Source organism: Candidatus Accumulibacter meliphilus, from assembly GCF_036625345.1.
GTDB lineage: Bacteria > Pseudomonadota > Gammaproteobacteria > Burkholderiales > Rhodocyclaceae > Accumulibacter > Accumulibacter meliphilus.
Genome location: NZ_JAZKTZ010000013.1, coordinates 46,521 through 68,839 on the forward strand (window position 1 = coordinate 46,521; position 22,319 = coordinate 68,839).

General features: G+C 63.5%; 21 protein-coding genes and 1 pseudogene. 3 read left to right on the forward strand and 19 right to left on the reverse strand.

Annotation, left to right across the window (positions count from 1 at the left end; translation table 11 throughout):
- Nucleotide 1: 1 nt before the first annotated feature.
- From V5B40_RS21260 to folE, 16 genes and pseudogenes are all read right to left on the reverse strand, one after another.
- Nucleotides 2–1,120, reverse strand: a complete 1,119-nt coding sequence (locus V5B40_RS21260) for a phage late control D family protein (RefSeq protein WP_332356435.1) — start codon at nt 1,118–1,120, stop codon at nt 2–4.
- On the reverse strand, nt 1,117–1,422 hold the full coding sequence (locus V5B40_RS21265; protein ID WP_332356436.1) for a hypothetical protein: 306 nt from the start codon (nt 1,420–1,422) through the stop codon (nt 1,117–1,119). Before V5B40_RS21265 ends, V5B40_RS21260 begins: the two co-directional genes overlap by 4 nt.
- 33 nt (nt 1,423–1,455) lie before the next feature.
- Complete coding sequence (locus V5B40_RS21270) at nt 1,456–2,124, reverse strand: hypothetical protein (protein WP_332356437.1); 669 nt, start codon at nt 2,122–2,124, stop codon at nt 1,456–1,458.
- Nucleotides 2,121–2,354 (reverse strand): hypothetical protein, encoded by a 234-nt coding sequence (locus V5B40_RS21275; protein ID WP_332356438.1) that lies wholly within the window; start codon nt 2,352–2,354, stop codon nt 2,121–2,123. The genes V5B40_RS21270 and V5B40_RS21275 overlap by 4 nt, the downstream gene beginning before the upstream one ends.
- Nucleotides 2,351–3,670: an ATP-binding protein gene (locus V5B40_RS21280; protein ID WP_332356439.1), complete on the reverse strand. Its 1,320-nt coding sequence runs from the start codon at nt 3,668–3,670 to the stop codon at nt 2,351–2,353. The genes V5B40_RS21275 and V5B40_RS21280 overlap by 4 nt, the downstream gene beginning before the upstream one ends.
- Nucleotides 3,667–4,815 (reverse strand): DUF4255 domain-containing protein, encoded by a 1,149-nt coding sequence (locus V5B40_RS21285; protein WP_332356440.1) that lies wholly within the window; start codon nt 4,813–4,815, stop codon nt 3,667–3,669. The genes V5B40_RS21280 and V5B40_RS21285 overlap by 4 nt, the downstream gene beginning before the upstream one ends.
- Nucleotides 4,815–5,093, reverse strand: coding sequence for a hypothetical protein (locus V5B40_RS21290; RefSeq protein ID WP_332356441.1), 279 nt, complete (start codon nt 5,091–5,093; stop codon nt 4,815–4,817). Before V5B40_RS21290 ends, V5B40_RS21285 begins: the two co-directional genes overlap by 1 nt.
- An 866-nt stretch (nt 5,094–5,959) precedes the next feature.
- Nucleotides 5,960–6,775: a hypothetical protein gene (locus V5B40_RS21295; protein ID WP_332356442.1), complete on the reverse strand. Its 816-nt coding sequence runs from the start codon at nt 6,773–6,775 to the stop codon at nt 5,960–5,962.
- A gap of 22 nt (nt 6,776–6,797) precedes the next feature.
- Nucleotides 6,798–7,307 (reverse strand): phage tail protein, encoded by a 510-nt coding sequence (locus tag V5B40_RS21300; protein WP_332356443.1) that lies wholly within the window; start codon nt 7,305–7,307, stop codon nt 6,798–6,800.
- A 12-nt stretch (nt 7,308–7,319) separates the two neighbouring features.
- Complete coding sequence (locus tag V5B40_RS21305) at nt 7,320–9,776, reverse strand: phage tail sheath family protein (RefSeq protein WP_332356444.1); 2,457 nt, start codon at nt 9,774–9,776, stop codon at nt 7,320–7,322.
- Nucleotides 9,777–10,222: 446 nt separating this feature from the next.
- Nucleotides 10,223–11,024, reverse strand: a pseudogene (locus tag V5B40_RS21310) (IS5 family transposase); the annotation flags it as partial.
- A 425-nt stretch (nt 11,025–11,449) separates the two neighbouring features.
- Complete coding sequence (locus V5B40_RS21315; RefSeq protein ID WP_332354232.1) at nt 11,450–11,650, reverse strand: hypothetical protein; 201 nt, start codon at nt 11,648–11,650, stop codon at nt 11,450–11,452.
- A complete protein-coding gene (locus V5B40_RS21320) occupies nt 11,647–12,441 on the reverse strand; it encodes an ExeA family protein (protein WP_332353730.1) in 795 nt (264 codons plus the stop codon). The genes V5B40_RS21315 and V5B40_RS21320 overlap by 4 nt, the downstream gene beginning before the upstream one ends.
- Before the next feature lies 1 nt (nt 12,442).
- Nucleotides 12,443–13,771, reverse strand: a complete 1,329-nt coding sequence (locus V5B40_RS21325) for a DDE-type integrase/transposase/recombinase (RefSeq protein ID WP_332353652.1) — start codon at nt 13,769–13,771, stop codon at nt 12,443–12,445.
- Nucleotides 13,772–13,900: 129 nt separating this feature from the next.
- Nucleotides 13,901–14,434: a DUF6431 domain-containing protein gene (locus V5B40_RS21330; RefSeq protein ID WP_332353731.1), complete on the reverse strand. Its 534-nt coding sequence runs from the start codon at nt 14,432–14,434 to the stop codon at nt 13,901–13,903.
- A gap of 1,286 nt (nt 14,435–15,720) precedes the next feature.
- The gene (folE, locus tag V5B40_RS21335; RefSeq protein WP_332356514.1) at nt 15,721–16,362 is read right to left on the reverse strand and encodes a GTP cyclohydrolase I FolE; all 642 of its coding nucleotides are present in this window, start codon (nt 16,360–16,362) and stop codon (nt 15,721–15,723) included.
- A gap of 239 nt (nt 16,363–16,601) precedes the next feature.
- On the opposite strand from folE, the gene V5B40_RS21340 reads away from it, so the two are divergent.
- Both V5B40_RS21340 and V5B40_RS21345 read left to right on the forward strand, forming a co-directional pair.
- On the forward strand, nt 16,602–17,846 hold the full coding sequence (locus V5B40_RS21340; RefSeq protein ID WP_332356445.1) for a nitronate monooxygenase: 1,245 nt from the start codon (nt 16,602–16,604) through the stop codon (nt 17,844–17,846).
- 56 nt (nt 17,847–17,902) lie between these two features.
- Nucleotides 17,903–18,748, forward strand: coding sequence for a 23S rRNA (adenine(2030)-N(6))-methyltransferase RlmJ (locus tag V5B40_RS21345; RefSeq protein ID WP_332356446.1), 846 nt, complete (start codon nt 17,903–17,905; stop codon nt 18,746–18,748).
- Between the two features lie 76 nt (nt 18,749–18,824).
- Here V5B40_RS21345 and V5B40_RS21350 read toward each other — a convergent pair whose 3' ends face one another.
- The 3 genes from V5B40_RS21350 to V5B40_RS21360 all read right to left on the reverse strand — a co-directional run bounded on the left by V5B40_RS21350 (nt 18,825) and on the right by V5B40_RS21360 (nt 21,300).
- On the reverse strand, nt 18,825–19,190 hold the full coding sequence (locus tag V5B40_RS21350) for a nucleotide pyrophosphohydrolase (protein ID WP_332356447.1): 366 nt from the start codon (nt 19,188–19,190) through the stop codon (nt 18,825–18,827).
- 8 nt (nt 19,191–19,198) lie between these two features.
- On the reverse strand, nt 19,199–20,182 hold the full coding sequence (locus tag V5B40_RS21355; protein ID WP_332356448.1) for an HpcH/HpaI aldolase/citrate lyase family protein: 984 nt from the start codon (nt 20,180–20,182) through the stop codon (nt 19,199–19,201).
- A 131-nt stretch (nt 20,183–20,313) separates the two neighbouring features.
- Complete coding sequence (locus V5B40_RS21360) at nt 20,314–21,300, reverse strand: malate dehydrogenase (protein ID WP_332356449.1); 987 nt, start codon at nt 21,298–21,300, stop codon at nt 20,314–20,316.
- A 256-nt stretch (nt 21,301–21,556) separates the two neighbouring features.
- On the opposite strand from V5B40_RS21360, the gene V5B40_RS21365 reads away from it, so the two are divergent.
- Nucleotides 21,557–22,294 (forward strand): GntR family transcriptional regulator, encoded by a 738-nt coding sequence (locus tag V5B40_RS21365; RefSeq protein ID WP_332356450.1) that lies wholly within the window; start codon nt 21,557–21,559, stop codon nt 22,292–22,294.
- Nucleotides 22,295–22,319 lie beyond the last annotated feature (25 nt).

Below are 22,319 nucleotides of genomic sequence, written 5' to 3' on the forward strand. Positions count from 1 at the left end.
GCTATCTCACGCCGGCCAGGGCATCGCTGCCTTCCGGCTCGGTATGCCGCCCGGTGGCATTGCGCAACAGGCGGAAGGCCTGGCGGTACCCGGCCTGGGCGAACACGTGGGTGACCCTGTCGACATAGTAGAGGCCGCTATAGGTTTCGCCGATGCCGTAGACGCCGACCGGCTTGTGGGTCAGCAGCACGTGGCCGTAGAGCGAGCCGTCGAGCTCGCCCTCGGCGACAATCTTCCATGCGTTTTCATTGGCCTTGGCCTGGGCGCGTACGCGCACCTCTTCCAGCGAGCTGCCCACCGGCCGCGGCATCTGCCAGACGAACGGCGCGAGGCCCATGCTGGCGCTGCTCGCCGCCTCGCGCCCGAGCAGGGTCAGGTTGGGGCTGAAGGTTTCCTGCTCCAGTTCGGTGCCGGTTTCGGCGGCGCGCACCAGCGCTACCTCGTCCGGCTGGTGGCCGTCGTGGCGCACGTTGATGCGCAGGCAGTTGGAGCGCTCCCCCATGTAGGCCATGATCGAGGCCTGCGGGTCCTCGTCGAGCTGCGGCGGTTTGAAATGGATGACACCCTCGCGGAAGTACAGCTCGTAGCCGTTGGCCTCGGCGCGGTCGCGCAGGAAGCGGATGCTGGTGCCGTCCTGGTTGAGGGCGACGTTGCTGAGCCCGGTCTCGTGATCTGTGTCGAAATCGCTGCCGGCGATCTCGGCGAGGATGTCACCGTCGGTCATGGCCTCGTCCTCGGTCGACCACACGCGACGGATGTGCTCGCGGTCGAGCAGCAGGCTTTCATCCTGGCACAGCACCATGACCTTGGCGTTGCCCATCTGCTCGGGCGCGTCGGTGATCACCTCCTTGACGTAGCCGCGCATGACTTCCTCGGAATAATCACCGAAATGGGCCTCGATGCGGAATGGCTTCCACGGCACGAACACGCCGGCATCCTGCACCTGCCAGCTGTCGTCCTCGAGGCGGAAGTTGTCGAATACCAGCGTGCACACCGCGGCCGCGCCGCGGCCGGTCTCGACGGTGGCCTCGAACAGGTAGGGGCGCAGATCGACGACCTCCTCGTCATCGACGTATATCCTGCACAGCGCCGGCTGGCGGAAATCCTGCGACGCGCTCATTGGCCGCCTCCGGATTCGGTGGCGCGCGGGATCAGTATGGTGCTGCCGACATAGTCGTCGAGGCTGAGGTCGGCGCCGCACACGATCTCGGGGTTGGCGTCGAGGATGCGCCACCACTTGCGGCTGTCGACATAGAAGTAACGCGCCAGCAGGTCGAGGCGGTCATCGCCCTTGACGATGTATTCGAGCACACCGCTGGCGGCGCCGATCTGGCGCGCGCGACCGCCCTTGAACAGCGGCTCGCGGCCATCGGCGGCGACGAACCCCCGCACCTGTGCATAGCGGCTGCGGTTAGCGGCCATGCCCAGCTCCGTGCCGTTGCTCGCTGCGCCTCATCACACACCTCCGGTGGACTGGAAGCCCTGCAGCGAGCCGACCGCGCCTTGCGCGGAGTTGAACATGCGCTCGATCTCGGGGGTGTAGAAGTCGTTGCGGCTCTGGATGACCTGCAATGTCAGCGTGGCCTCGGCGCGATAGGGCACCAGGCTCGGCAGGTAGGCCTTGACCTCGAACTGCACCTGGGTCATGAACACCGGCAGCACCTGCTGGCCCCACGAGAACAGCAACACCGAGGGATAGGGCTGGGCGTCGCCGGAGTTGTCGGACAACGCCGCCAGCGTCGATGCGCCTCCCGGCGCCTGCAGCTTGGGTTCGACCATGCTGTAGAGGATGTCGAGCTCAGGCTGCACACCCTGGGTGCTGGCGTCAGCATCGTCGGCGTTCATGCGGTCGGTGGCGTCGAGCAGAATCTTCAGCGTGAAGGTCTCGGCCTTGACGGTGGCGCCCTGGGCGACGCGCGCGATCTCCTCGGTGCCGCTGAAATCACGTCCGCCTGCGGTCGACTGGCCCTCGCCGAACGTGATCTCGATGGCACGCGAGCGCGTGATCGTCGACGGATTAAACTCGAAATGCAGCTCCAGCGGGTTGTCGCCCGCGGTGTGCTCCTTGAGCAGGCCGCGCGTGACCTTGATTGCCGACTGGTTGCCGCTGGGGATACTGCTCATGTGGTGCCTCCGGTCTGTTGGGCGACGATCTGCAAGGTGATCAGGCGCGCGATCTCGTCATCGCTGCTGTGGAGGCGGATCTGCAGCGGCGACAGGTTCACTGAATCGATCTCCAGATCCCGGCTCACCGATTGCTCGGCCAGCATCTCACCGACGCGGCGTGCGATGGTCAACGCGCGGTGTTCGAAGCCGGCCGGCAGGCGCAGGCGCAGTCTGTCGATGCGGATCATGGCGTCGCCCCGGCGTTGAGGTACTGGGCAAAGTGGCCGAGGCTGGAGGCCGATTGTTCGCCGCCCATCTTCGAAAACTCGGTGCGCACCGCGCTGGCGATATGGGCGAGGCCTATCGCGCGGCCCTCGCCGGCGGCGAGGAAAGCGGCGTGCAGCGCGGCATTGCGGATCTGCCCGCCGCTGAGTTTGAACTCAGCACCGAGCCGGCGCGTATCAACCTCGGCCTGGCGCGGCGCACCGGGCGGGATATGCAGCTCCCACATCTGCGCGCGCGCCTCGGCCTCGGGGCGCGGAAACTCAATGATCATCTGGAAGCGGCGCGTGAAGGCGGCGTCTATGTGCTTGCGCAGGTTGGTGGTCAGGATGCACGGCCCGTTATGACGCTCGATGCGCGACAACAAGTGGCTGACCTCCATGTTGGCGTAGCGGTCACGCGCCTCCTTGACCTCGCCGCGCTTGCTGAACAGCGCATCCGCCTCGTCGAACAGCAACACCACCTGGCGACCGGCGGCGCCATCGAACAGCGCATTGAGATTCTTCTCGGTCTCGCCGATGTACTTACTCACTAGCAGCCCGAGATCGACGCGCAGGAGCGGCCAGCCGAGGGCATTGGCGACGACCTCGCTGGCCAGCGTTTTGCCGGTGCCGGACGGCCCCGAGAGCAGCGCCACCGGCCCGCCGTCGATGCGCGCGCGCCACTGCTGTTCGACTTGGCGGCGGTGGGTGACCCATAGGATGAACTCGCGCAGCTGGCGCAGGCAGTGCTCAGGCAGCACCAGGTCCTGCCAACCGGCCTGACTGGCAACCTCGACGGCGCCTGGCGCCTGCACGGGCTCGGTCTGCGCCCAGCCCAGCAGCTGCTGGCGCGCTAGTGCCGATGGTTGCAGCGGCTGAAACAGCCCGGGTGGCTCGCCCTGCATCATGCCGCTGCGCAGCAACGGCGCGCCACGCGACAGGCGCTGGTGGAAACGCTGCGATTCCTCGGCGCCGAGCACGAACATCTCGCGGATCAGCGCCGGAGTTGGATAGGGCGAGAATAGGCCCTGCTGCAGCTCCTGGTACATCCAGCCAAGGCGTGGTTTCACCTCGGGCGCCAGCGAGCAGGCCAGGATGTCTTGGTCAACGGTATCGAAGCTGTATTGCTGGCTCAGCGAACGCCAGGGTTCGCGCTCGCGCAGCGCAGCGACCTCACGCTGCACGTGTTCCAGACGCTCGGTGAGCTGACCGGGGATTTCGACCCCCCCGCGATAGGCGGAGAGGCAGGCGCCCAGCAGGTCGATGCGCTCCCATTCCGAAGCCAGTAGCTCGGAGTTCATGGCCTTTCTCCATAGAACATAACGGCATTGCTTCGGATTCGCGTGACCAGGGTGCTGGCAGGATTTGCCGGGTCGGGTCGGCTCCACTCGCGCTCGGCGGTCAGTACCGCCTGCCAAGTCTTGGTGTCTACGGCGCCGACCTCGGCGGGCAGGCGAACCTGGAAGACGCAGAGGTCGTCGATGTTGCCGGGGTCGATGCGGGACGGCGTGAAGTCGGCGGCGGGTGCGGCCAGGGTTTTCACGGCTGGCACCTCGGTATCGGCGATGTCTTCCCGCCAGGCCTCGATGCTGTTGTCGGTCTTCCGCCGCCACAGGTTCCAGTACAGCCGGATGGTGCTGCCCGCGGCGCCGGCAATGACGATGTCGAGCGGTCTACTACTGTTGTCGCCGGTCACCGGGAACACGTAATGCAGCTGTCGGCTGTCGTCCGCCAGCGTTTCCATGCTGGCGATATGCGGCATCCAGTCGGCGGCGGCCGTCTCCACCGTCACCGCTTCAACCCGGGGCCGCAGGTCGATGAGGCCGTCACGCTCGTGACCCGGCGCGCGCGTCATCGCCCCCCACGACAGCACGCCGGGACCGCCGACACGCGGCGCGCGCTCGACGCGCTGACTGAGCGGCACCGGCGCCAGCGTCATCTCGTAGGCCACCGACAGACGATAGGAGATGTCACCCTGCGTCGACCAAATATGGTTGAGGTCGTCAAGGTTTAAGGTGTGCGGCACGACCTGCAGCATGGCGATTTCCTCGCCCTGCTCGTCGTCGACCGCCAGCATCGGTTGCTCGTGCAGAACACGCATGATCTCGCCGATCATGCGCAACTCGTTCTCGCCTTTGCTGACATCACGCTCGGTGGCACTACCCGTTGACTCCGGCTCCCTGGTCTTGTGACCGACCGCGGAGATCAGGCAGTACAGGCGCACATAGAACGGATCGGCGCTGGAACCATCTGCGGGATAGCCGTCATAGCCGACGTTGTAGAAGAACAGATTGAGGCCGCTCTCTTCAGCGTCCGCCAGTTCCTTGACGTTGTCGGCCGGATGGCCGATGCGGATGTTATTGACGTCGACCAGTTCGTTGATGTTGTCCATGAGCACCCGGCGCAGGCTGTAGGCGGCGAAGGAAAGCGCACTGGCCGGCAGCATCACAACCTCCTCAGGTAGTGCCGGCTGGCCAGCGACACGCTTGGCCGGCTGCCGGCGTGTGACGGCGCGGATGCACGCACCGGGCGCTCGACGAACACATCGACCTGGCCGATGCGCACCTCGGGGCTGCGCGGCACCTCGATGATCGGCGGTTCGGCGCGGGGACGCTCAGCGCGCGCCAGGGCGGGTACCACCGGTCGGATCACCGAGGTGACGGCCTGAACCAGCGGTGTTGCCGCCGTGGAGTGCTGCGTTGGCGCCGGAGGTGCAGCAGTCACCAGCGGCGATGGCCTCGCAATTGGCTGACGTAGGGGTTCCACGTTATTCATCGGCGCTACCGACTCAGCGGGCAGCGCCGCTGGCGGCAGCCGCATCGTCGGGGCATGACCACGCGGAGGTGGCGCGTCGTTAATGGTAGCCTGCCGGGTCTGAGCTGTCGGAAGCTCCGCGTTGGCGGCGGCAAGCGGTGACCGAGGTCCGGCAGCAGGGACGCGGGGTTCCGCTGCTGGCGGATCGGCTGGAACTCTGTCCGCATCTGCGATCCGGGACTGCTGCTGTGGTCCGGACATAGGCATCGCAGCGCCCCATCCCCTGGCGGTGACCGGCTCCGGTGTCACCACGAGCTTGTCAGCTACCAAGGGCACCGTATCGGTCGTTGGCATCGACGCGATGGGAGGTGCAGCCTCGTCATTCGGCGGCGCCGGGGAGGTGGGAGTTGCAGGCATCACCACAGGAACGGGCATGCTCGCCGCCTCCTGCCCCGTGGATAGCTCCTGCGTCGGCGCCAAAAGCGGTGCCGACGGCTCGGGCGACATGCCATGATCGGCCGCTACCGCCACGGTTCGCACATCACGCGCCTTGGGCGGCTCCGTCACAGGCAAGGGTGCTGCCCGACGCCTTATTGCGGCTGACGGCATGTCACTGCTCGCTGACGGCGGCAGCGCTTGGTTTCCTGACAGGCATGCTTCTGGTCGCAAGGCGCGTCCCACCGGACTGGAATCGGTGGGGCCACTGTCGCGGACGAGTCGGTCGCCAAGCGGCTCTGCCGGATGAAATGCGGGTCGGGCTGCTGCCGCCGCCATGGCGCGTGGCACGGGGGCTACAGGTCGGGCATCCCGGATGACGGAACGGAACAGTCCCATACTCAACCCCACGTTGCCGCCTTGCGGCTGATCAGATCAATGTAGCGCTGACGCTTGGCGCGCGGAAGGTCGAGGATGTCGGCTTCACTCCAGTGATAGTGGCTGGCCAGGGTGTGGATCTCGTCGTAGAAGAGGTATTCATCGACGCCAAGCTGGGTGTAGTGATCGAGCAACGCCTGCTGGAGGCGATGGCATTCCGGGCATACAACCTGCAGGCGGTCGCAGACGGCCGGCGCCAGCTCTTCGAGCGCCTCGTCGATGGCCGCGATGTCTGCATCGGAAAGCTGCGCGAAGAAGTCCTCCGCCGGCGCTGCGCCATCCACTTGGCGCACACAGCGCCGCAGCAGGTGCTGCAGCGCCGCCTCGTCGTCGAGGCCCGCGATGTCCTGCTGATCTTCACCGCACGGCACCATGGCCTCAATGCGGTGACCACCCAGTTGCAAATTTAGCGACGGGTAGCCCGCACCCGCCGCCTTGACTGGCAGGTCGCAGCGCTGCACGTCGACATCGAACCACGCGTCGCAGGCAGTGCAGCGCAGCTTCAACCACACCAGCTCACCACCGAACAGTGCGCCGAGGCGCAGCATCAGGTACTGGCGGTCGGCGACGCTGAGCCGCGCCACCGTAGCCGCATCGACCGGTCGGCCGCCTATATTGTCCAGCGCCTCGCTGAGCACCGCGGTGACGTAGGACGGGCGGTCGGGGTGGTTGGCCGATTCGATCACCGCCTGTTCGATACGCCCGGTCAGCGGCCGGAACCGGGCATGGCGTTCAAGCCGTCCGTCGATGGGCATTCCCCCCGGCAGCAGGACTTCCATGGTTCGCCCGGTCAGGTTCGCATCAGGTTTCCGCCGGCTCGGTCATCGCCTCATCGCGGTCCCATCCTTCGTGTTCGAGCTTGATGGTCTGGATGCCGACGGTGTTGGTGGTACCGGCATCGAACTCGGGCAGCGCCTGATATTCCGATACCCAGGCACGTTTGACCTGGTAGCTGATGACCACGGTGCCCTGCAGATTGAGCACATTGATGACGATGTCCTTGCGGAAGTTGATCAGCGACATCGCGGCGTCGCCGTCGATGTTGTTGACGAGGTTGGCCCATTGCTCGAATACCGGATCATGCGTCAGGCCCTGCTCCAGCGTGATCGGTTCGTACTTGGTGCCGCCCGGCAACTTGCGCACGTGGGTCGGATCACCGCCGGTGCGCCATTCCACCGCCTCGGTGGTCTTTTTCAGCGCCCCCATCTTGCGCAGGCCGGCCACCGGCTTGGCGTCGATCAGTACCTGGAACTTGAAGGTGCGATATGGATCGTGACGATGCGCATTCGCGGGAAACATTGGTGCGGCCATTTCTATCCTCCTTTATTGCAGGGTGACTTTCTGTTGGATGCGCACGATGACAAACTCAGCCGGTTTGAGCGGCGCGAAGCCAACGACGACGATGACCTGTCCGGCATCTATATCGCCCTGCGTCATGGTGTCGCCGAGGTTGCAGCGCACGAAGTAGGCGTCGGAGGCCTTCTCGCCCTGGAAGGCGCCGGCACGGAACAAGCCGTTCATGAAGTTGCCGATATTGGCGCGCAGCGATGACCACAAACGATGATCGTTCGGTTCGAACACCGCCCACTGGATGCCGTTGTAGATGCTCTGCTCGATCATGATCGCGGTGCGCCTTACCGGCACGTAGCGCCATTCGGGATCGGCCTTGGTGGCCAGCGTGCGCGCGCCCCAGATGACGCGCCCACCACCGGGCATCTTGCGGTAGCAGTTGACGCCGAGCGGGTTGAGCTGGTCCTGTTCGCCATCCTCGACCACGTACTCGAGACCGGCGGCACCGATCAGCCCCGCCTCCATACCGGCCGGCGCCTTCCATACGCCACGCTTGCCGTCGATGCGCGACCACATGCCGGCGGCGAAGGCCGACGGCGGGGCATCCACGGTCTTGCTGGCGGTAGGATTCTTCTCGGCGTGATAAAACGGATTGGCGACCTTCACCCAGGGGTAGTACAGGACCGAGTAGGTCGATGACGGCAAGGCCAGCGTGTTGACGGTCGCCTCCTGGTCCAACTCATGGCCGAGCGGGGGATCGATGATGACCATGCGGCTCTTCATCTTTTCGCAATGCGCCAGCGTGGCCGAGATGATGGCGTTGCCACTACCGTCGCTGGCCCAGGACTCGCCCGGCACCAGCAGGATGCTGACATCGCGCACCTTGCGCAGCACGCCATCATAGAAATCGGTATAGTCGTTGGGGGTGGGCGGATTCTCACTGCCGCCGGTCAGTTGCGTGCCCTGACCATTCAATCCCGGCGTGGCCAGCGCAATGGCGTGCGCGGTACCTTGCGCCACGCTGCGACCAGCGAGCTGGGTGCCGGTGTCCAGTCCCAGTATTGTGCGCAAAGAACCGCCCGGCACCGCCAGCGACGATACGCGGGCCGAGCCATTGCCCGAGGTCAGTTTGAAGCCGCGCGCCGAGGCGGGGGTACCGATGTATGCGCATTTGAAATCCTTGTAGGCGGCGATCTCAGGGTTGAGGGCGCGCACCGCGTTCTGGATCGCCAGCGCCACGGCATCGCCATCATCCTGGTTGGAGGTGCCTTGCAGTCCGATCTTTGCCTTGGCCAGAGTGATGGTAATGACGCCATGACCATCGATGTTGAGCGTTAGGTCGCCATCCACCATGTTGTTGTTGAAATAGGTGGCGCCACCGAAGCTGGTCGGTGCGCCGCTGCCCTTGAATTCGGCCGGCTGGCTGCCGCCGATGCGGATCAGCCTGGCGAAGTCGCCGCTGCCGACCTCAAGGCTGGCCAGCGGTTTATCAGCATTCCTGAGCGGTTCCGGCGAGGTCAGCACGAAATGGTTGGTGCTGTAGGCACAGTTGAACGATTGGTAGGCCGGCTCGGTGCTCAGTGCACGCACCTCCTTCTGGATTTCGAAGGCGACGGATGCGCCATCGGTGGCATGCGCAAGCGCGGTGCCGGCCAGCGGTGTGGTGAAGCCGCCGGGATTCAGCGTGATCTGCTTGGCGCCAAGCGCGTTGATGTTGATGCTGAGACTGACCGGCCCGATCATGGCTGCGGAGAAGAAGGTATCCACCGTGGAATCCAGGTCGCCACCCGTCAGCACCGCAGGCTGATACTGTTCGCCCGCCTTCTCGGGATCGGCGGCATCGCCCAGTGACAGGCGCACACTACTGGAGGCTCCATTGACCACCGACAGCGCGTAGTTGGCGTCGCCGGCGCGCATGCCGAGTCCCCTGTAGCGCTCATCGACGACGAATTTGCCCTTGTCCTGTCGACCGATCTCAAGATCGAAGGTCAACGCATCCTGGTCCGGCTTGAGGATACGGAAATAGACATTGTTGCCCCAGTCCCCCTCGCTCGAAGCCGAGACGACCAGTACCGGGCTGGAGGTTGGGGTACCGCCGGAACCCTCACCATTGACGCTGGCGCCGGCGGCGCTCGAGCCTTCGCCGGCGAGGCGGCAGATGAAGGCCGACTTGCCCCCATTCAGATAGAACGCCTGCACCGCGATGCCCATGGCATCGTTTTCTGAGGCGATGTCGCCGTACAGGTTGTTGTAATCATCAAAACTCTGGATCAACTCGGCCTTGCCAAGCGGTCCCTTGGCCGCCTTGCCGATAAAAGCGGCAAGCGAGGTTGCCACGCCCTCGATCGGCTTCGAGCCGCTAGGGATTTCCTCTACGTATACGCCTGGGTGCAAATAGGCCATTGTGAACCTCCGGAGCAGTTGATTTGTTGACCGCACGGGTAATAGATTCGATATCTCGACTGGGCGCCGCGGATAAGCGCCAACCAAGGCCGATAAAGAACGCTCTTGCCGCTCCCACTTAGGCGTAAGTCGCCCGCTTCCAGCGCGGGCGCATAGTCTTGGGTGTGGATTCGGAGGGCTGGTTAGTTGCCATGGCCGGTTCTCCGTGAGGGCCGGTCTGATCTGATCATTCGGTGGGATTACATCCTGGACGGGGGACTGAGCCCGGCGGACGCACGCTGACTCTGGCCTCCGGCCCCGTGCTAGTCTGCGCCCCGGATGTGCGGTTGTTAGCGTTCTTCATGCTTGACCTCCCAAGGGAAACACTGATCGATTGACCGCCAACGCGCGGACCACCGCGTGGCAGCGGATTCTTCTAGAACTGGCCGGGAGTTTCGGCAATCCAGCCGAAACTCCTGTGCTTTTCTACTCTTTCGGCCCCGTTCCGAGCCTTTCGTCCTATTCAGAACGCAGAACGCACCCCGGGCATCGATGGCCAATCGTCGTCGCTTGGCCATCACCAGATTGGCCAGGCCGAACAGCGTGTCAGGTGTGCCGTATTCTTGGCCAGGCCTTTGTAACGTACCTTCCGGTAGTGGAAGAGGTTCTTCACCACGTGGAAGGGATGCTCGACCTTGGAGCGGATGCTGGCTTTCAACGATTCAAGCTGGCGCAGCAATTGGCCGACCAGGCTGTCCTCCGGGATAGCCTTGAGCTTGCCGCGCTTCATGGCGATCCCACAGGTGACGTCGAGGTCCTTCAGTTCGTCTCGCTTCACGGCACCGGTGTCGCCGGCATCCAGGAAGACGTCTTTTTCTTGCCCATGCAACAGATGTCCGATCAGCGTGACGTCCGCTTCGTTCGCCGCGGTACCAACGACGGTGTGGACCAGGCAGCTCTCGGCATCGACGCCGATATGGGCCTTCATGCCGAAGTACCACTGGTTTCCTTTCTTGGTCTGGTGCATCTCGGGGTCACGGGCCTTGGCTTCGTTCTTGACCGAGGGCGGTGTGGCGATGTCAATGCCGACAAAGGCCGCAATGCCTGGCTGTTGGTGATCGCGTCTTCGACCCCTTCGTCCGACAGGTTGTAGCACACCTGCACACAGTACACGCGCAGCATCCGCGCGAGTCCGACCGGCGGCCGACCTCGCGAGCTCTTCGGGTAATAGGGCAAGACGACAGCCAGCAATGCAGACCACGGGATGAGCTGTTCCAGCTCGGCAAGAAACACCTCGCGCTTGGTCAGCCGCTTCTTGCGTTCAAACTCAACCTGGGAAAAACTGATCTGCTTCATCGTGGGCGCTCGTGCATGATTGACCGACAGATTATACCATCCGGATATACGGCGATGTGATTAGTGTTTCCCTAAAACGAGTCCACGACAGTACGCTATACCGTTTCCAACGGTCGTCGTTTTCCTTCGTAGCAGGTCTTGCCAAGCAACTCTAATAATAGCGTCCGATCTTCAGAAAACAACTGAGTATTTTTGTCGGGAATACGGGAAGTGGTAGGAACCACTATCCTCCCCGAGCGACCTTCGCGATACGCACCCGCAGCCGTTGTACATGGCTTTCGACAATGTTGAGAGCGCGCTCGCCCAGTTGTTACGTCCTGCGCTGATTTAGAGCCCTCGGCCCAAGCTTTTCGAGGTTGAAACGCTGGCCGAGTCCCACGCTGCGACGGGAACATCTATCCCGGCGGCAGCGTGGGATGAAGGCGCTACCGAGGCGGCAGCGGCGGGGTCCGCCAGGGGGCTTCGGGATCGTACAGATTCATCTGCCGCTGGTGGTAGCGGCGCAGCTGTACGAAGTAACGGCTTTCGCATGCGACGGCGAGCTGGTTAAGGAATTCACTGAGCACTGCCGCGCTTTCATCGGAGAGCCCATCGGGGAACAACGGGAGAGCAGAGCGGCGGCTCATCGCAATTCCTCGATCGCCAACTGCAAGAGATCGTCCGGCAGATGATTGAGGCCGCGTGGTACCGCTAGGCGCATCGCCGTGCGCAGAATTCTCCCGGCGTGCCGCGGTAGCCCCTTGCTGGCCTGCCGCAAGATCTCCAGACCCGAATCGCTGAGCAGCGTATGCGTGCAACCGGCGCTCTTCAGGCTGTGCTGGATCAGTTGCGCAAAGCGCTCGCGTTCGAGCACCGGTTTGAGCTGCACGCGTACCTGAACGCGCCCGGCCAGCGCCGCATACGGCGCCCGCTCCAGTGTTTGCGCCAGTGCCGGATGGCCGATCAACCAGACCGACATCACATCGCGTGTATCAAAAGCGAAGTTGAGAAAGGCCGGCAAATCGCGGAAGAACTCCAGCGGCAGATTCTGCGCCTCGTCGATGATCCATACCGGCACCAACTGGCGGCCATCGACCAGTTGCAGGATGCGCTCCTTCAGATCGCGCCACAGCTGCGCCCGCCGATAGCCCGCTTCCACTCCCAGAGCGCGCGCCAGACCGCGATAGATATCGAGCCGCCCGAAATCCGTCTCCGCCTGATAGATCACCAGGTGGCGATGCGGATTCAGGCCGCGGGTCAGCTGGCGCAAGGCGGCCGTCTTGCCCACTCCCGGTTCGCCGGTGATCAGGCCGACTCCGGGCGAGTGCAACAACCAGGCGAAGCGCTCCGCCAACAGCCCCAGCGCACCGTCATCCCACAACTCGGCCGCTTCCTTGCCCAGCGGCGAATGCCGCAAACCAAAGTGTTGCAAGTCCATTTCACTCCCCCTTGCAGTCGTAATATTGCTGATAGATCAGCTCGATCAGATTCGGGCCGCTCTTCGTCGGGGGCGCTGGGTCAGTGTTCGCCGGGTCCGGCTGGCGTCGCCGACGTGTGGCGTTGGCCAGTGCATCGAGCGGCGTCGCCGCGCCGATCGCTTTCCCTTCCTCGTCCTCGACGCCGATCACTACCTCGGTATGCGGATCGACCACCAGAGACACCGTTTGACCGGAGAGCTCGAACGGCACCTCGAAGCGTTTGCCGTGATACGACACCGTGCCATCCTTGCGCACCAGACGGCTGACGCGATGCCGGAACAAGAGATCGAGCTTCGCCGCCAACGGCCCGAGCGGGCGAATCCTGGACAGGTCCTGCTGGTAACGTGCCAAAGGGCTGATGCCGTCCAGACTGGCATGCGGGCGGCGGTGATAAACCTGCTCGAGCCAAGCCCACAAACGCGCGTTGAGATCGTCCAGGCTGGCGATATGGCGCTCGTCGAGTTCGCTGAGAAACTGATCGCGGCAGGTACGGTGCCAGCGCTCCAATTTGCCCTTGCCCTCGGGCGCGTACGGCCGGCAGTGAATGAGATGGATGCCCAGCCGGGCGCAGATCCCCTGCAAAGTTTCGGCGCGATAGGCGGCGCCATTATCAACGACCAACTTGAGCGGAATGCCGCGCCTGAGCACCGCCTGCTTGAGCACGCCTTCGATGTCCAGAGCGGTCTCGCCAGGGCAGAAGGCGCTGTGCGTGAGCAACCGGGAAGCGTCGTCGAACAGTGAGACGAGATAGCTCTTGGCGAGTTTGCCGCCGATCGGGACGCGTGGGCCGTGCATCACGTCGCCATACCAGATCGCCCCCGCGGTCGCGGCGACAAAGCTGCGTTTCTCTTCCGGCAGGCTGGCCGAGCCGCTGATTCGTGACAGACCGTGCTGCTGCAGCAGACGGTGAATGGTCGAGCGGGCGAGGCCGCCACGGGCGACGGTGCCGGCCGCTTCGAGCAATTGGCGAATCTGGCACAGCGAGCGCCGCGGGTTGTCGCGCTTGGCGGCAAGAATGGCGGCCTGGGTGGCGGCGGAGAGCTTCGATTGCCCGCGGTCGGCGCGTACCTTGGGCGTCAGCCCATCGAGCTTGTGGAGGCGCCAGGCGTAGTACCAGGCCTGAATCGTCTTCTCGCTCAGATGCCGCCGACGGGTGCCGGGAATGGCGTATTCGCGGCTGGCCAGCTCGCGCAGAATCTGTTGCAGTTCTCCCCGCTCCAGCCGCTCGCGGCTAATCAGCGGACCCAGGACGGACAGGCGAAACAGGGCTTTCGGATCAATCGGGTTCATGACCACTCCTTGTGATAAATCGGAGAGGTGATCAAACCAGAAGGACCCGGATAATGACAGGAGCAAACTGTGTGGGGACCCCGCCCGGGCGGGGTCTGCCCTGTCCGCCGCTCGTTCAGGATCAGGACATCACGGGATGTTCAGCTCTTGATCAAGGAGGGTCATGGCTTGCACCAGGCCCATGGATTCGAATACCCGACGCCAGAAAGCGCCGAAGTCGGCGGCCCGCCCGAGTTCGGCACAGCGGGCGCGCAGGTGAAACTCGAACAGCAGGCTGCTCTTCTGTAGCCAGTCCCACCAGCGACCGGCGGTACGCCGGTCCGGCAGGCTGCCGAGTGCACGGCGCCGATCGGAGCGTTCGCTCAACTGCCGTTCGAGGTGGGCTTGCTGCACCGACCAGTCATACCAGCGGCGCGGTGCGATGCACGCCGGCAGACGTGAACAGGTGCGCCGACAACCAGAGCAACGGTAGCGGCAGATCGGTATCGGGTTGAGGGAAACCTGCCCGGCTCGTCGGTCGGCCTTGCGCTCATAGTGCCCGTGTGGCCAAAGGATCTTGAGCCCGCAATGCGGGCAGCACGGCGGCCGATACACTTCGGGGGCTTGCCTGACGGCCTCAAGATGCTGCTCGATCGTGTCGATGCCGGCTACAATTCGCTGCATGGGCTGGGCTCTCTTCTATCTCGGTTGTCTTGATAACTTCCCACGATAACAGAGGTGTCCCGGCCCATCTTTCGTTCACGTCGTCCCAGCCTCGTTCAGGCAGCACGCCTTCCTTCGCTCTCGCCGTTCATGGGATAGGCGACGCCGTCAGTTACTGGAGAGCGGCGGACGTAACACCAGTGGTGCAGCGTTCATTTGCTTTCTCCCACACTAACGGTTCTCCGAGCTTTCTCGCGACGTGCCACCAATCGGACGTGGGCTCGCTTTCGCGCCAGGAAACCTCAAAACCCGTATCCGTTCGATTACAGAACGGCATTCGATTTTTCCGACATCCTACACCCGCACCGCCATGGGCAGACTTTGCAGCCTGTTGTCCCCGAAGGGAGCGATACGGGGTTTCCACGTTTCCCTGGCAAAGCATATCGGGCTAGGTGCCTGCTAGTGGCCGCGAGCATATGGGTCACGAAAGCGCAGACTTCCGCTGGTTAGGATTCACGACCTTTATCGCAGATTCAAATGCTTTCACCATACCAATTATCTAGCACTCATCCGGCTTGTGGCTGCCAGAAGGGCACGCATCTCACGATTGGTACCATGCACGTTGTCGTGCTTCGTTACGTTGTCAACGCCGCTTCTTGATTCAGGCGTCTAGATTCATCCGATGACACGGGTGGTTCCCTCCTATTGAAGCGGGAACAGTTTTAATCAGCGACTCCGTGTCGCAATAGGTCGTTTCGTGTGGAACCGACCCCGGTGAGGCGGATACTCCTGCCGAGCCCTGCGGGCGCCACCACCCCTAGCCCCGCCCCCGAGGGCGGGGAAGTCCTCTCCGCCGGACGGGCTGGGGTGGTGGCCGCGAAAATCCGCAACCAGCCCCAAGCCCTTGAGCGTATTAGTAGCGTTTCGGCCGCAGTAAAGGGTTCGCTTCGCCGGGCTACGCCCTTGGCAGTGCCCTCAACGCCCACGACGCCGCTTCTCACGGTTGACGTATGCGCATGCTGGCCGAGAGCTGCCGGCGCCTGTTCCACACGAAACGACATAGAGCCCCGAATTGGCCGATGGCCGCTCAACGCAGTACAGCCGGTGCTCAAGGGACATGCCCCCAATGACCGCTTCGGCCGACGAGGGACACTGGAGCCGACTGAGCGTCGAGCTCGTCTACGTCGTACAGCGGACGCTCAGGCCACAATTGACGTTGCGGCACTGCAACCGGCTATTGCCGACGGCCTTTGTTCAGAAGGTGCTTGCCGCTACCCAAGCTCAGCTGCACTGGCCTCGGCGTTTCCTTACTCGCGGCGGCCGCCGGCGATGGCGCGCAGGAATTCGTTGCGCGCCTGTTCGGAGTGTTCGAACTCGCCGCTGAAGGCCTGGGTGATCACTCGTTCGTCGCCGCGCCGATCTTCGCCGAGTAGCAGGCACAGCTGTTCGGCCTCGACGACGCAGGCTGCGCCGCGTGCCTTGCCGTGCCGCATCAGGGCTTCGGCGATGTCGCGGGTCATCCATTCCTGATAGGTGAAGCGGTGGCCGATGGCGTCGACCAGGCGGGCAATGCGGCCAAAGCCGTGCAGCCGGCCGCCGGGTAGGTAGGCGACGTGGGCGAGGCCACGGAAAGGGACCAGGTGGTGCGGACAGACGCCATGCACGGCGATCCCGCGCAGCACGACCATGTCGCCGCGCGGATCGGCAAAGCCTTCGCCGAGCGCTGCGGCGGGGTCGAGGTCGTAGCCGCCGAGCAGGCGGCGCTGCCAGAGTTCGCGCACGCGCTGCGGGGTTTTGCCCATGTGCGGGCCAGCGGCGGCCAGGCCGCAGGCGCTGAGCAGGTCGGCGATGGCGCGCTCGAAAGCGGCCGCGTCGAACCTGCCCTGGCGCGCGATGCCGATGTCTGTGGCGGCGGGGAGTGCTTGATCGTGGCTGCTGCAGTCGGGCATGGCGAGGCTCCGCTTGGCGTCTCCGGGAGTGGGCATGATACACGCCTGCGTGCTTGGCTTCGTCCTGGCGCCTGAGGCTGGCGCCCGTTGCCCTGCGCTGGGTGCTCGCGGATTGCGATTTCCTTGCATCCGGCAAGCCATCGAGGCCCTGGATGAGTGATAATGGCGAGCTCGTGGAAGTTGCCGTGATCACCTGTCGGGCAGGCCGAAGGCGCTTGGCCGAGTTGGGAAGGACATGCATGAAGTGCGTTGATGATTACCGTCTGAAGTTTGGCAGCAAGGAACTGGTGCCGATCATGATCGGCGGCATGGGGGTCGATATTTCGACGGCCGAACTGGCGCTTGAAGCCGCGCGACTGGGTGGGGTCGGGCATATTTCCGATGCGATGGTGAATACCGTTGCCGATCGGCGCTTCAACGCCAAGTTCGTCAAGGACAAACTCAAGCAGTACAAATTCAACGTCGCCAATTCCGACAAGTCGGTCGTCCGCTTCGATCTCGAGCAGCTCGCCGAGGCGACCCGCATGCACGTTGGCAGGACCATGGAGGCGAAGCAAGGCGACGGCCTGATCTTCGTCAACTGCATGGAAAAGCTGACCATGAACTCGCCGCGGGAAACGCTGCGCGTACGCATGCAGGGCGCGCTGGATGCCGGCGCCGACGGCATCACGCTGGCCGCCGGGCTGCATCTCGGCTCATTCGCGCTGATCGAGGATCATCCGCGTTTCCGCGACGCCAAGCTGGGCATCATCGTCTCGTCCTTGCGCGCGCTGCAGCTTTTTCTGCGCAAGACGGCACGCTGCAAGCGCCTGCCCGACTATGTGGTGGTCGAAGGGCCGCTGGCGGGGGGTCACCTGGGATTCGGCATGGATTGGGCAGACTATGATCTGGCGACCATCTTCGCCGAGATTCATCGCTATCTGCAGGCCGAGCAGCTGGATATTCCGCTGATTCCGGCCGGCGGCATCTTCACCGGCAGCGATGCGGTCTCCTTTCTCGAGCAGGGAGCGGCCGCTGTGCAGGTGGCGACGCGCTTTACCGTGTCCCGGGAATGCGGCCTTCCGGAGGACGTCAAGCAACGTTATTTTGAAGCCAGCGAAGATGGGATCGAAGTCAACCAGATTTCACCGACCGGCTATCCGATGCGCATGCTGAGCAACAGCCCGGCGATCGGCGACGGTATTCGACCCAACTGCGAAGCTTACGGCTACCTGCTCGACAGCACCGGCAATTGCTCGTACATCAACGCTTACAATCGCGAAGTGGAAGCGAATCCCGGGGTCAAGCGGATATCGGTCCGGGACAAGACCTGTCTCTGTACGCAAATGCGCAACTTCGATTGCTGGACCTGCGGCCATTACACCTATCGCCTCAAGGATACCTCCCGTCGCTTGCCTGACGGCAGCTACCAACTGCTCAGCGCCGAGCACATCTTCCGCGACTATCAGTTCAGCACCGACGGCAAGATCCTGGCTCCCGAGTAGGGCGCTGGCCATTGACCCCCGCGTTTCCGCGCGCTCGCACGAAAGGGCATTAGTCGATGCTCAGCTATCGTCACGCCTTTCATGCCGGCAACCACGCCGACGTTCTCAAGCATCTGATACTGGTGCAGCTGGCGCGCTACCTTGGCCGCAAGGACAAGGCCTTCTGGTACGTGGATAGCCACGCCGGGGCGGGTTCCTATGCCCTGGATTCAGCGCAGGCGTCCAAGCTTCACGAGTACCGTGAAGGGATCGCTCGGCTATGGGGGCGCCAGGATTTGCCGCCGGCTCTCGCCGAGTATCTGGATCTGCTGCGTGCGATCAACCCCGGCGGCGCTCTGAAAGTCTACCCGGGTTCGCCTGAGCTGGCGTTGGCAACGCTGCGTGCGCAGGACCGCTTGCGGCTTTTCGAGCTGCACAGTCGTGATGTTCTGCACCTGCGCAAGCGCTTCGAGGCCGAGGGAACGCGGGTGATCGTCGAGCACAGCGACGGCTTCGCCGGCCTGAAAGCCGTGTTGCCGCCACCACCGCGGCGCGCGCTGGTGCTGATCGACCCGGCGTACGAAGAAAAGCACGATTACGAGCGCGTCGTGCAGGCGCTCAAGGATTCGTTGCAGCGTTTCCCGGGAGGCACCTACCAGCTGTGGTACCCGCAGCTGACCCGGCTCGAGGCGCACGATCTGCCGGGACGTCTGAAACGTCTGCCGGCGAGCAACTGGCTGCACGTCACGCTGCGCGTCAGGACACCGGCGGCGGACGGTTTCGGGATGCATGGCAGCGGCGTCTTCGTGATCAATCCGCCGTGGACTTTGCAGGCCAGTCTGGAGGAGGCGATGCCGTGGCTGGTCAGGGTGCTCGGGCTGGATGCGGGGGCGGGCTTTACGCTCGAGAGTCAGGCATCGTGAATGTGAATGCCCGGCGAAATAGGGCAGTGCATGAAAGGGCAGTGCATGATCCCGGGTTACTGCCAGCGCCAGGCGATCAGCCTTTGTTGGCCGCCTTGGCCAGATACTTGCGGCTCGATCCGTAGCTGGTTTCGACCGGATATTTCGCTGCGTTTTTGACCAGTTTGGCGTGCGCGGCGGCTTCCAGGTCAATGCCGGCGTGTTCGGCGATCAGCAGCAGATAAATCAGCACGTCGGCGCATTCGTCACGCAGCGCTTCCTGCGCTTCAGCGCTGGCGGCCAGGGCCGCCATGTCGGCGTCGCTCTTCCATTGCGTCAGCTCGAGCAGTTCGCTGGCTTCAAGATTCAGCGAAACGATCAGGTTGCGCAGGCTGTGGAACTGCGCCCAGTTCCTTTGGTCGCGAAACGCCAGGACTTTGGCCGTCAGCGCCGACAGGTCCATGTGCTTTTTCAGGCGAAGAAGCGGCGTTGTGCTTCACCCGGCAGCGTCATGCCGGTGGCCTGGGCACGTGCGAGAAGCTCCCAGTAGTAGCGGTAGGAAGCGCGGTCGTGCAGCAGGCCCTGGTGCTGGATCGGTCCCCAATCGCCATCTTGTGCGGCGATCAGGATTTCGGCTGCGCTTTCAACCTCCGAAAAGTCGGGGCGCATCATCTCGACGATCGGTCGGATCTGGTTGGGATGAATGCTCCACATGCGCAGATAGCCGAATTCGTTGCGCGCGCGGCGAGCATCGTTACGGATGAAGTCGAGATCGCGCAGTTCGGTGGTCACGTTGTGCGAGGGGACGGCGCCGTTGGCCAGCGCAGCGGCCGAGATTTCACACTTGGCGCGGACGATCAGCGGGTGCGCGAACTGCCCGGGGCTGCGCATGGCCGACGCCGGGATGGCGCCGTGGTGGCCGCTGACAAAATCCATCAGCCCGAAATCGAGTGATTCGACTTCCGGAAGCGCGGCGATTTCCCAGACATCACGCAGGGCGCCATAGGTTTCGATCAGTACATGTGCCGGGATCTGGCGCTCGATGCCGGCGGCTGCCGCCGCGCGCCGCAAAGCGTCGAGTTGTATGCGCACGTCCTCGCCGCAACTGACTTTGGGCAGCGTCACGAAGGCCAGGCGCTGGCCGGCGTGGGCGACGATGATCTCGATGTCTTGCTGCCAGCCGTGGTGGGCGATGTCGTGGATGCGCACACCCACCCGTCCATGCCGATTGGCAGCGCTCATGATCAATTCGGCGACCATCGTCGCATGCTCGCGATCGGCGCCTGCTGGTGCGCCGTCCTCACAGTCGCAGGTGATGTCGAAAATCGGGCCCAGCTCGTTCTGCAACAGCAAGGCCTTGTTGATCAGCTTTTCGGAACCCGCGTAGTGGTCGACGGCGGGGATCATCGGAAAGGGCTTTTCGCCTGCAAAGAGGACTTGGCTGGGATGGCGCATGGGCTTGTCGATAGCGTCTGGTTCGTCGGAGAGCTACATTCTACCGCGCTGCGTAGCAAGGTGGCCGGCAAGCTGACCGGCGAAAAAAAACCGCGGCCAGGCCGCGGTTCCTCGTCAACAGTAGAGCCTGCTCAGAGCATGTCTTTTACGGCCTCGGCTTCGTCGGTCAGTTCCTTGAGCGTCTTGTTGATCTTCTCGCGCGAGTAGCCGTCGATCTCGAGGCCCTGGATGATCTTGAAGGAGCCGCCCTTGCACTCGCACGGGAAACCAAAAACGATACCCGCCGGGATGTCGTACGAGCCGTCGGACGGGACGCCCATGGTCACCCATTCGTCGGAACCGAGTACCCAGTCGCGCATGTGGTCGATCGCTGCGTTGGCCGCCGAAGCTGCCGAGGACAGGCCGCGGGCGTCGATGATCGCGGCGCCGCGCTTGCCGACCGTGGGCAGGAAGACGTCGTTGTTCCAGACCGGATCGTTGATCAGGTCCTTGACGTTGTCGCCATTGGACGTGCAGTTGCGGTAATCGGCGTACATCGTCGGCGAATGGTTGCCCCAGACGGTGAGCTGCTTGAAGCTGGCCACTGGCCGGTCGGTTTTTGCGGCGAGTTGCGAGAGGGCGCGGTTGTGATCCAGGCGCAGCATGCCATGGTAGTTGGCAGGGTTGGTGCGACCGACTTTCTTCGCTGCGGAGCCGGCGATCAGGGCGTTGGTATTGCAGGGGTTGCCGACGACCAGAACGCGGACGTCTTCCTTGGCGTTTTCGGCAATTGCCTTGCCCTGAACGGTGAAGATGGCGCCATTGGCGGTCAACAGGTCGGCACGTTCCATGCCCGGGCCGCGCGGACGGGCGCCAACCAGCAGGCAGACGTCGGCATCCTTGAAGGCGACGTTGGGATCGTCGCTGGCGAACATTCCGGCGAGCATCGGGAAGGCACAGTCTTCGAGTTCCATGATCACCCCCTGGCAGGCTTTCTGAGCTTGCGGCAGGTCGAGTAGTTGAAGAATGACTGGCTGATCCTTGCCGAGCATTTCGCCGGAAGCGATCCGGAAAAGCAGGCTGTAACCGATTTGGCCGGCTGCGCCGGTGACCGCGACGCGCATGGGGGCTTTGGACATGATACGGCTCCTGTCGTTAATGGTGAGCGAGAAGAATTGAACGAGAGTAAACAGGCAAGCAAGCAAAACGAGGGATCAAAAAGCGATCGACGATGCCCGCATGCCCGTTCGCTGCGCGGGGCGCCGAATCGGAGTAATCATAAGACCCGGAGGTGTGCACTGTCAAATCAATGGGATCTATCTTATGTCTTATATATGATATCAGTAACAAGAACGGGATGGACGGACGAGCAAAATTGTGCTGAAATAGCTTTCCATGAACCGCGCCTCGTCAATGCACGCTCCGACCTTCAGCCCGCTCTACCGGCAGATCAAGCAGTTGATCATGGGCAATCTGGAGTCCGGGGAATGGGGCCCGGGCGACGCGATTCCCAGTGAGTCGGAGCTCGCCGGCCGCTTTGGCGTCAGTCAGGGAACGGTTCGCAAGGCAATCGACGAAATGGCTGCCGAGAACCTCCTGGTCCGTCAGCAAGGCAAGGGCACTTTCGTTGCGACGCACAAGGATCCCGGCTCCGCCTTCCGTTTTCTGCGCGTGGTTGCCAATGACGGCTTGCCGCGGGTCTCGCAGAGCATTCCGCTCGAATGCTGGCGCGCCAAGGCCGGCCCTGACGTGGCGCGCACGCTGGCCCTCGAGCCGGGAGCGCCGATCACCATTCTGCGCCGTCTCCTGAAACTGGGCGATGAGCCGGTGGTTTTCGACGAAATCTATCTTTCGAGTGAGTTGTTCCCCGACCTGACGCTGGAAGTCGTGCGCGCGGGCGAGTCGCTCTACGGCCTGTTCGAAAGTCGCTATGGTGTTTGCATGGTTCGTGCGGACGAGCGCCTGCGCGCCGTAGCGGCTGACCGCGTCAGCGCCGAGCTCCTGAAAGTTGCTGATGGGAGCCCGCTGCTGTTGGTCGAGCGCGTGACTTTCTCCTATGCTCAGAAGCCGGTCGAGTGGCGGCGGGGCTTCTACTCGACACGCAATCATCATTATCGCAATGAGCTGGGGTGAAGGCCCGTAAACGCCGTTGCGACGA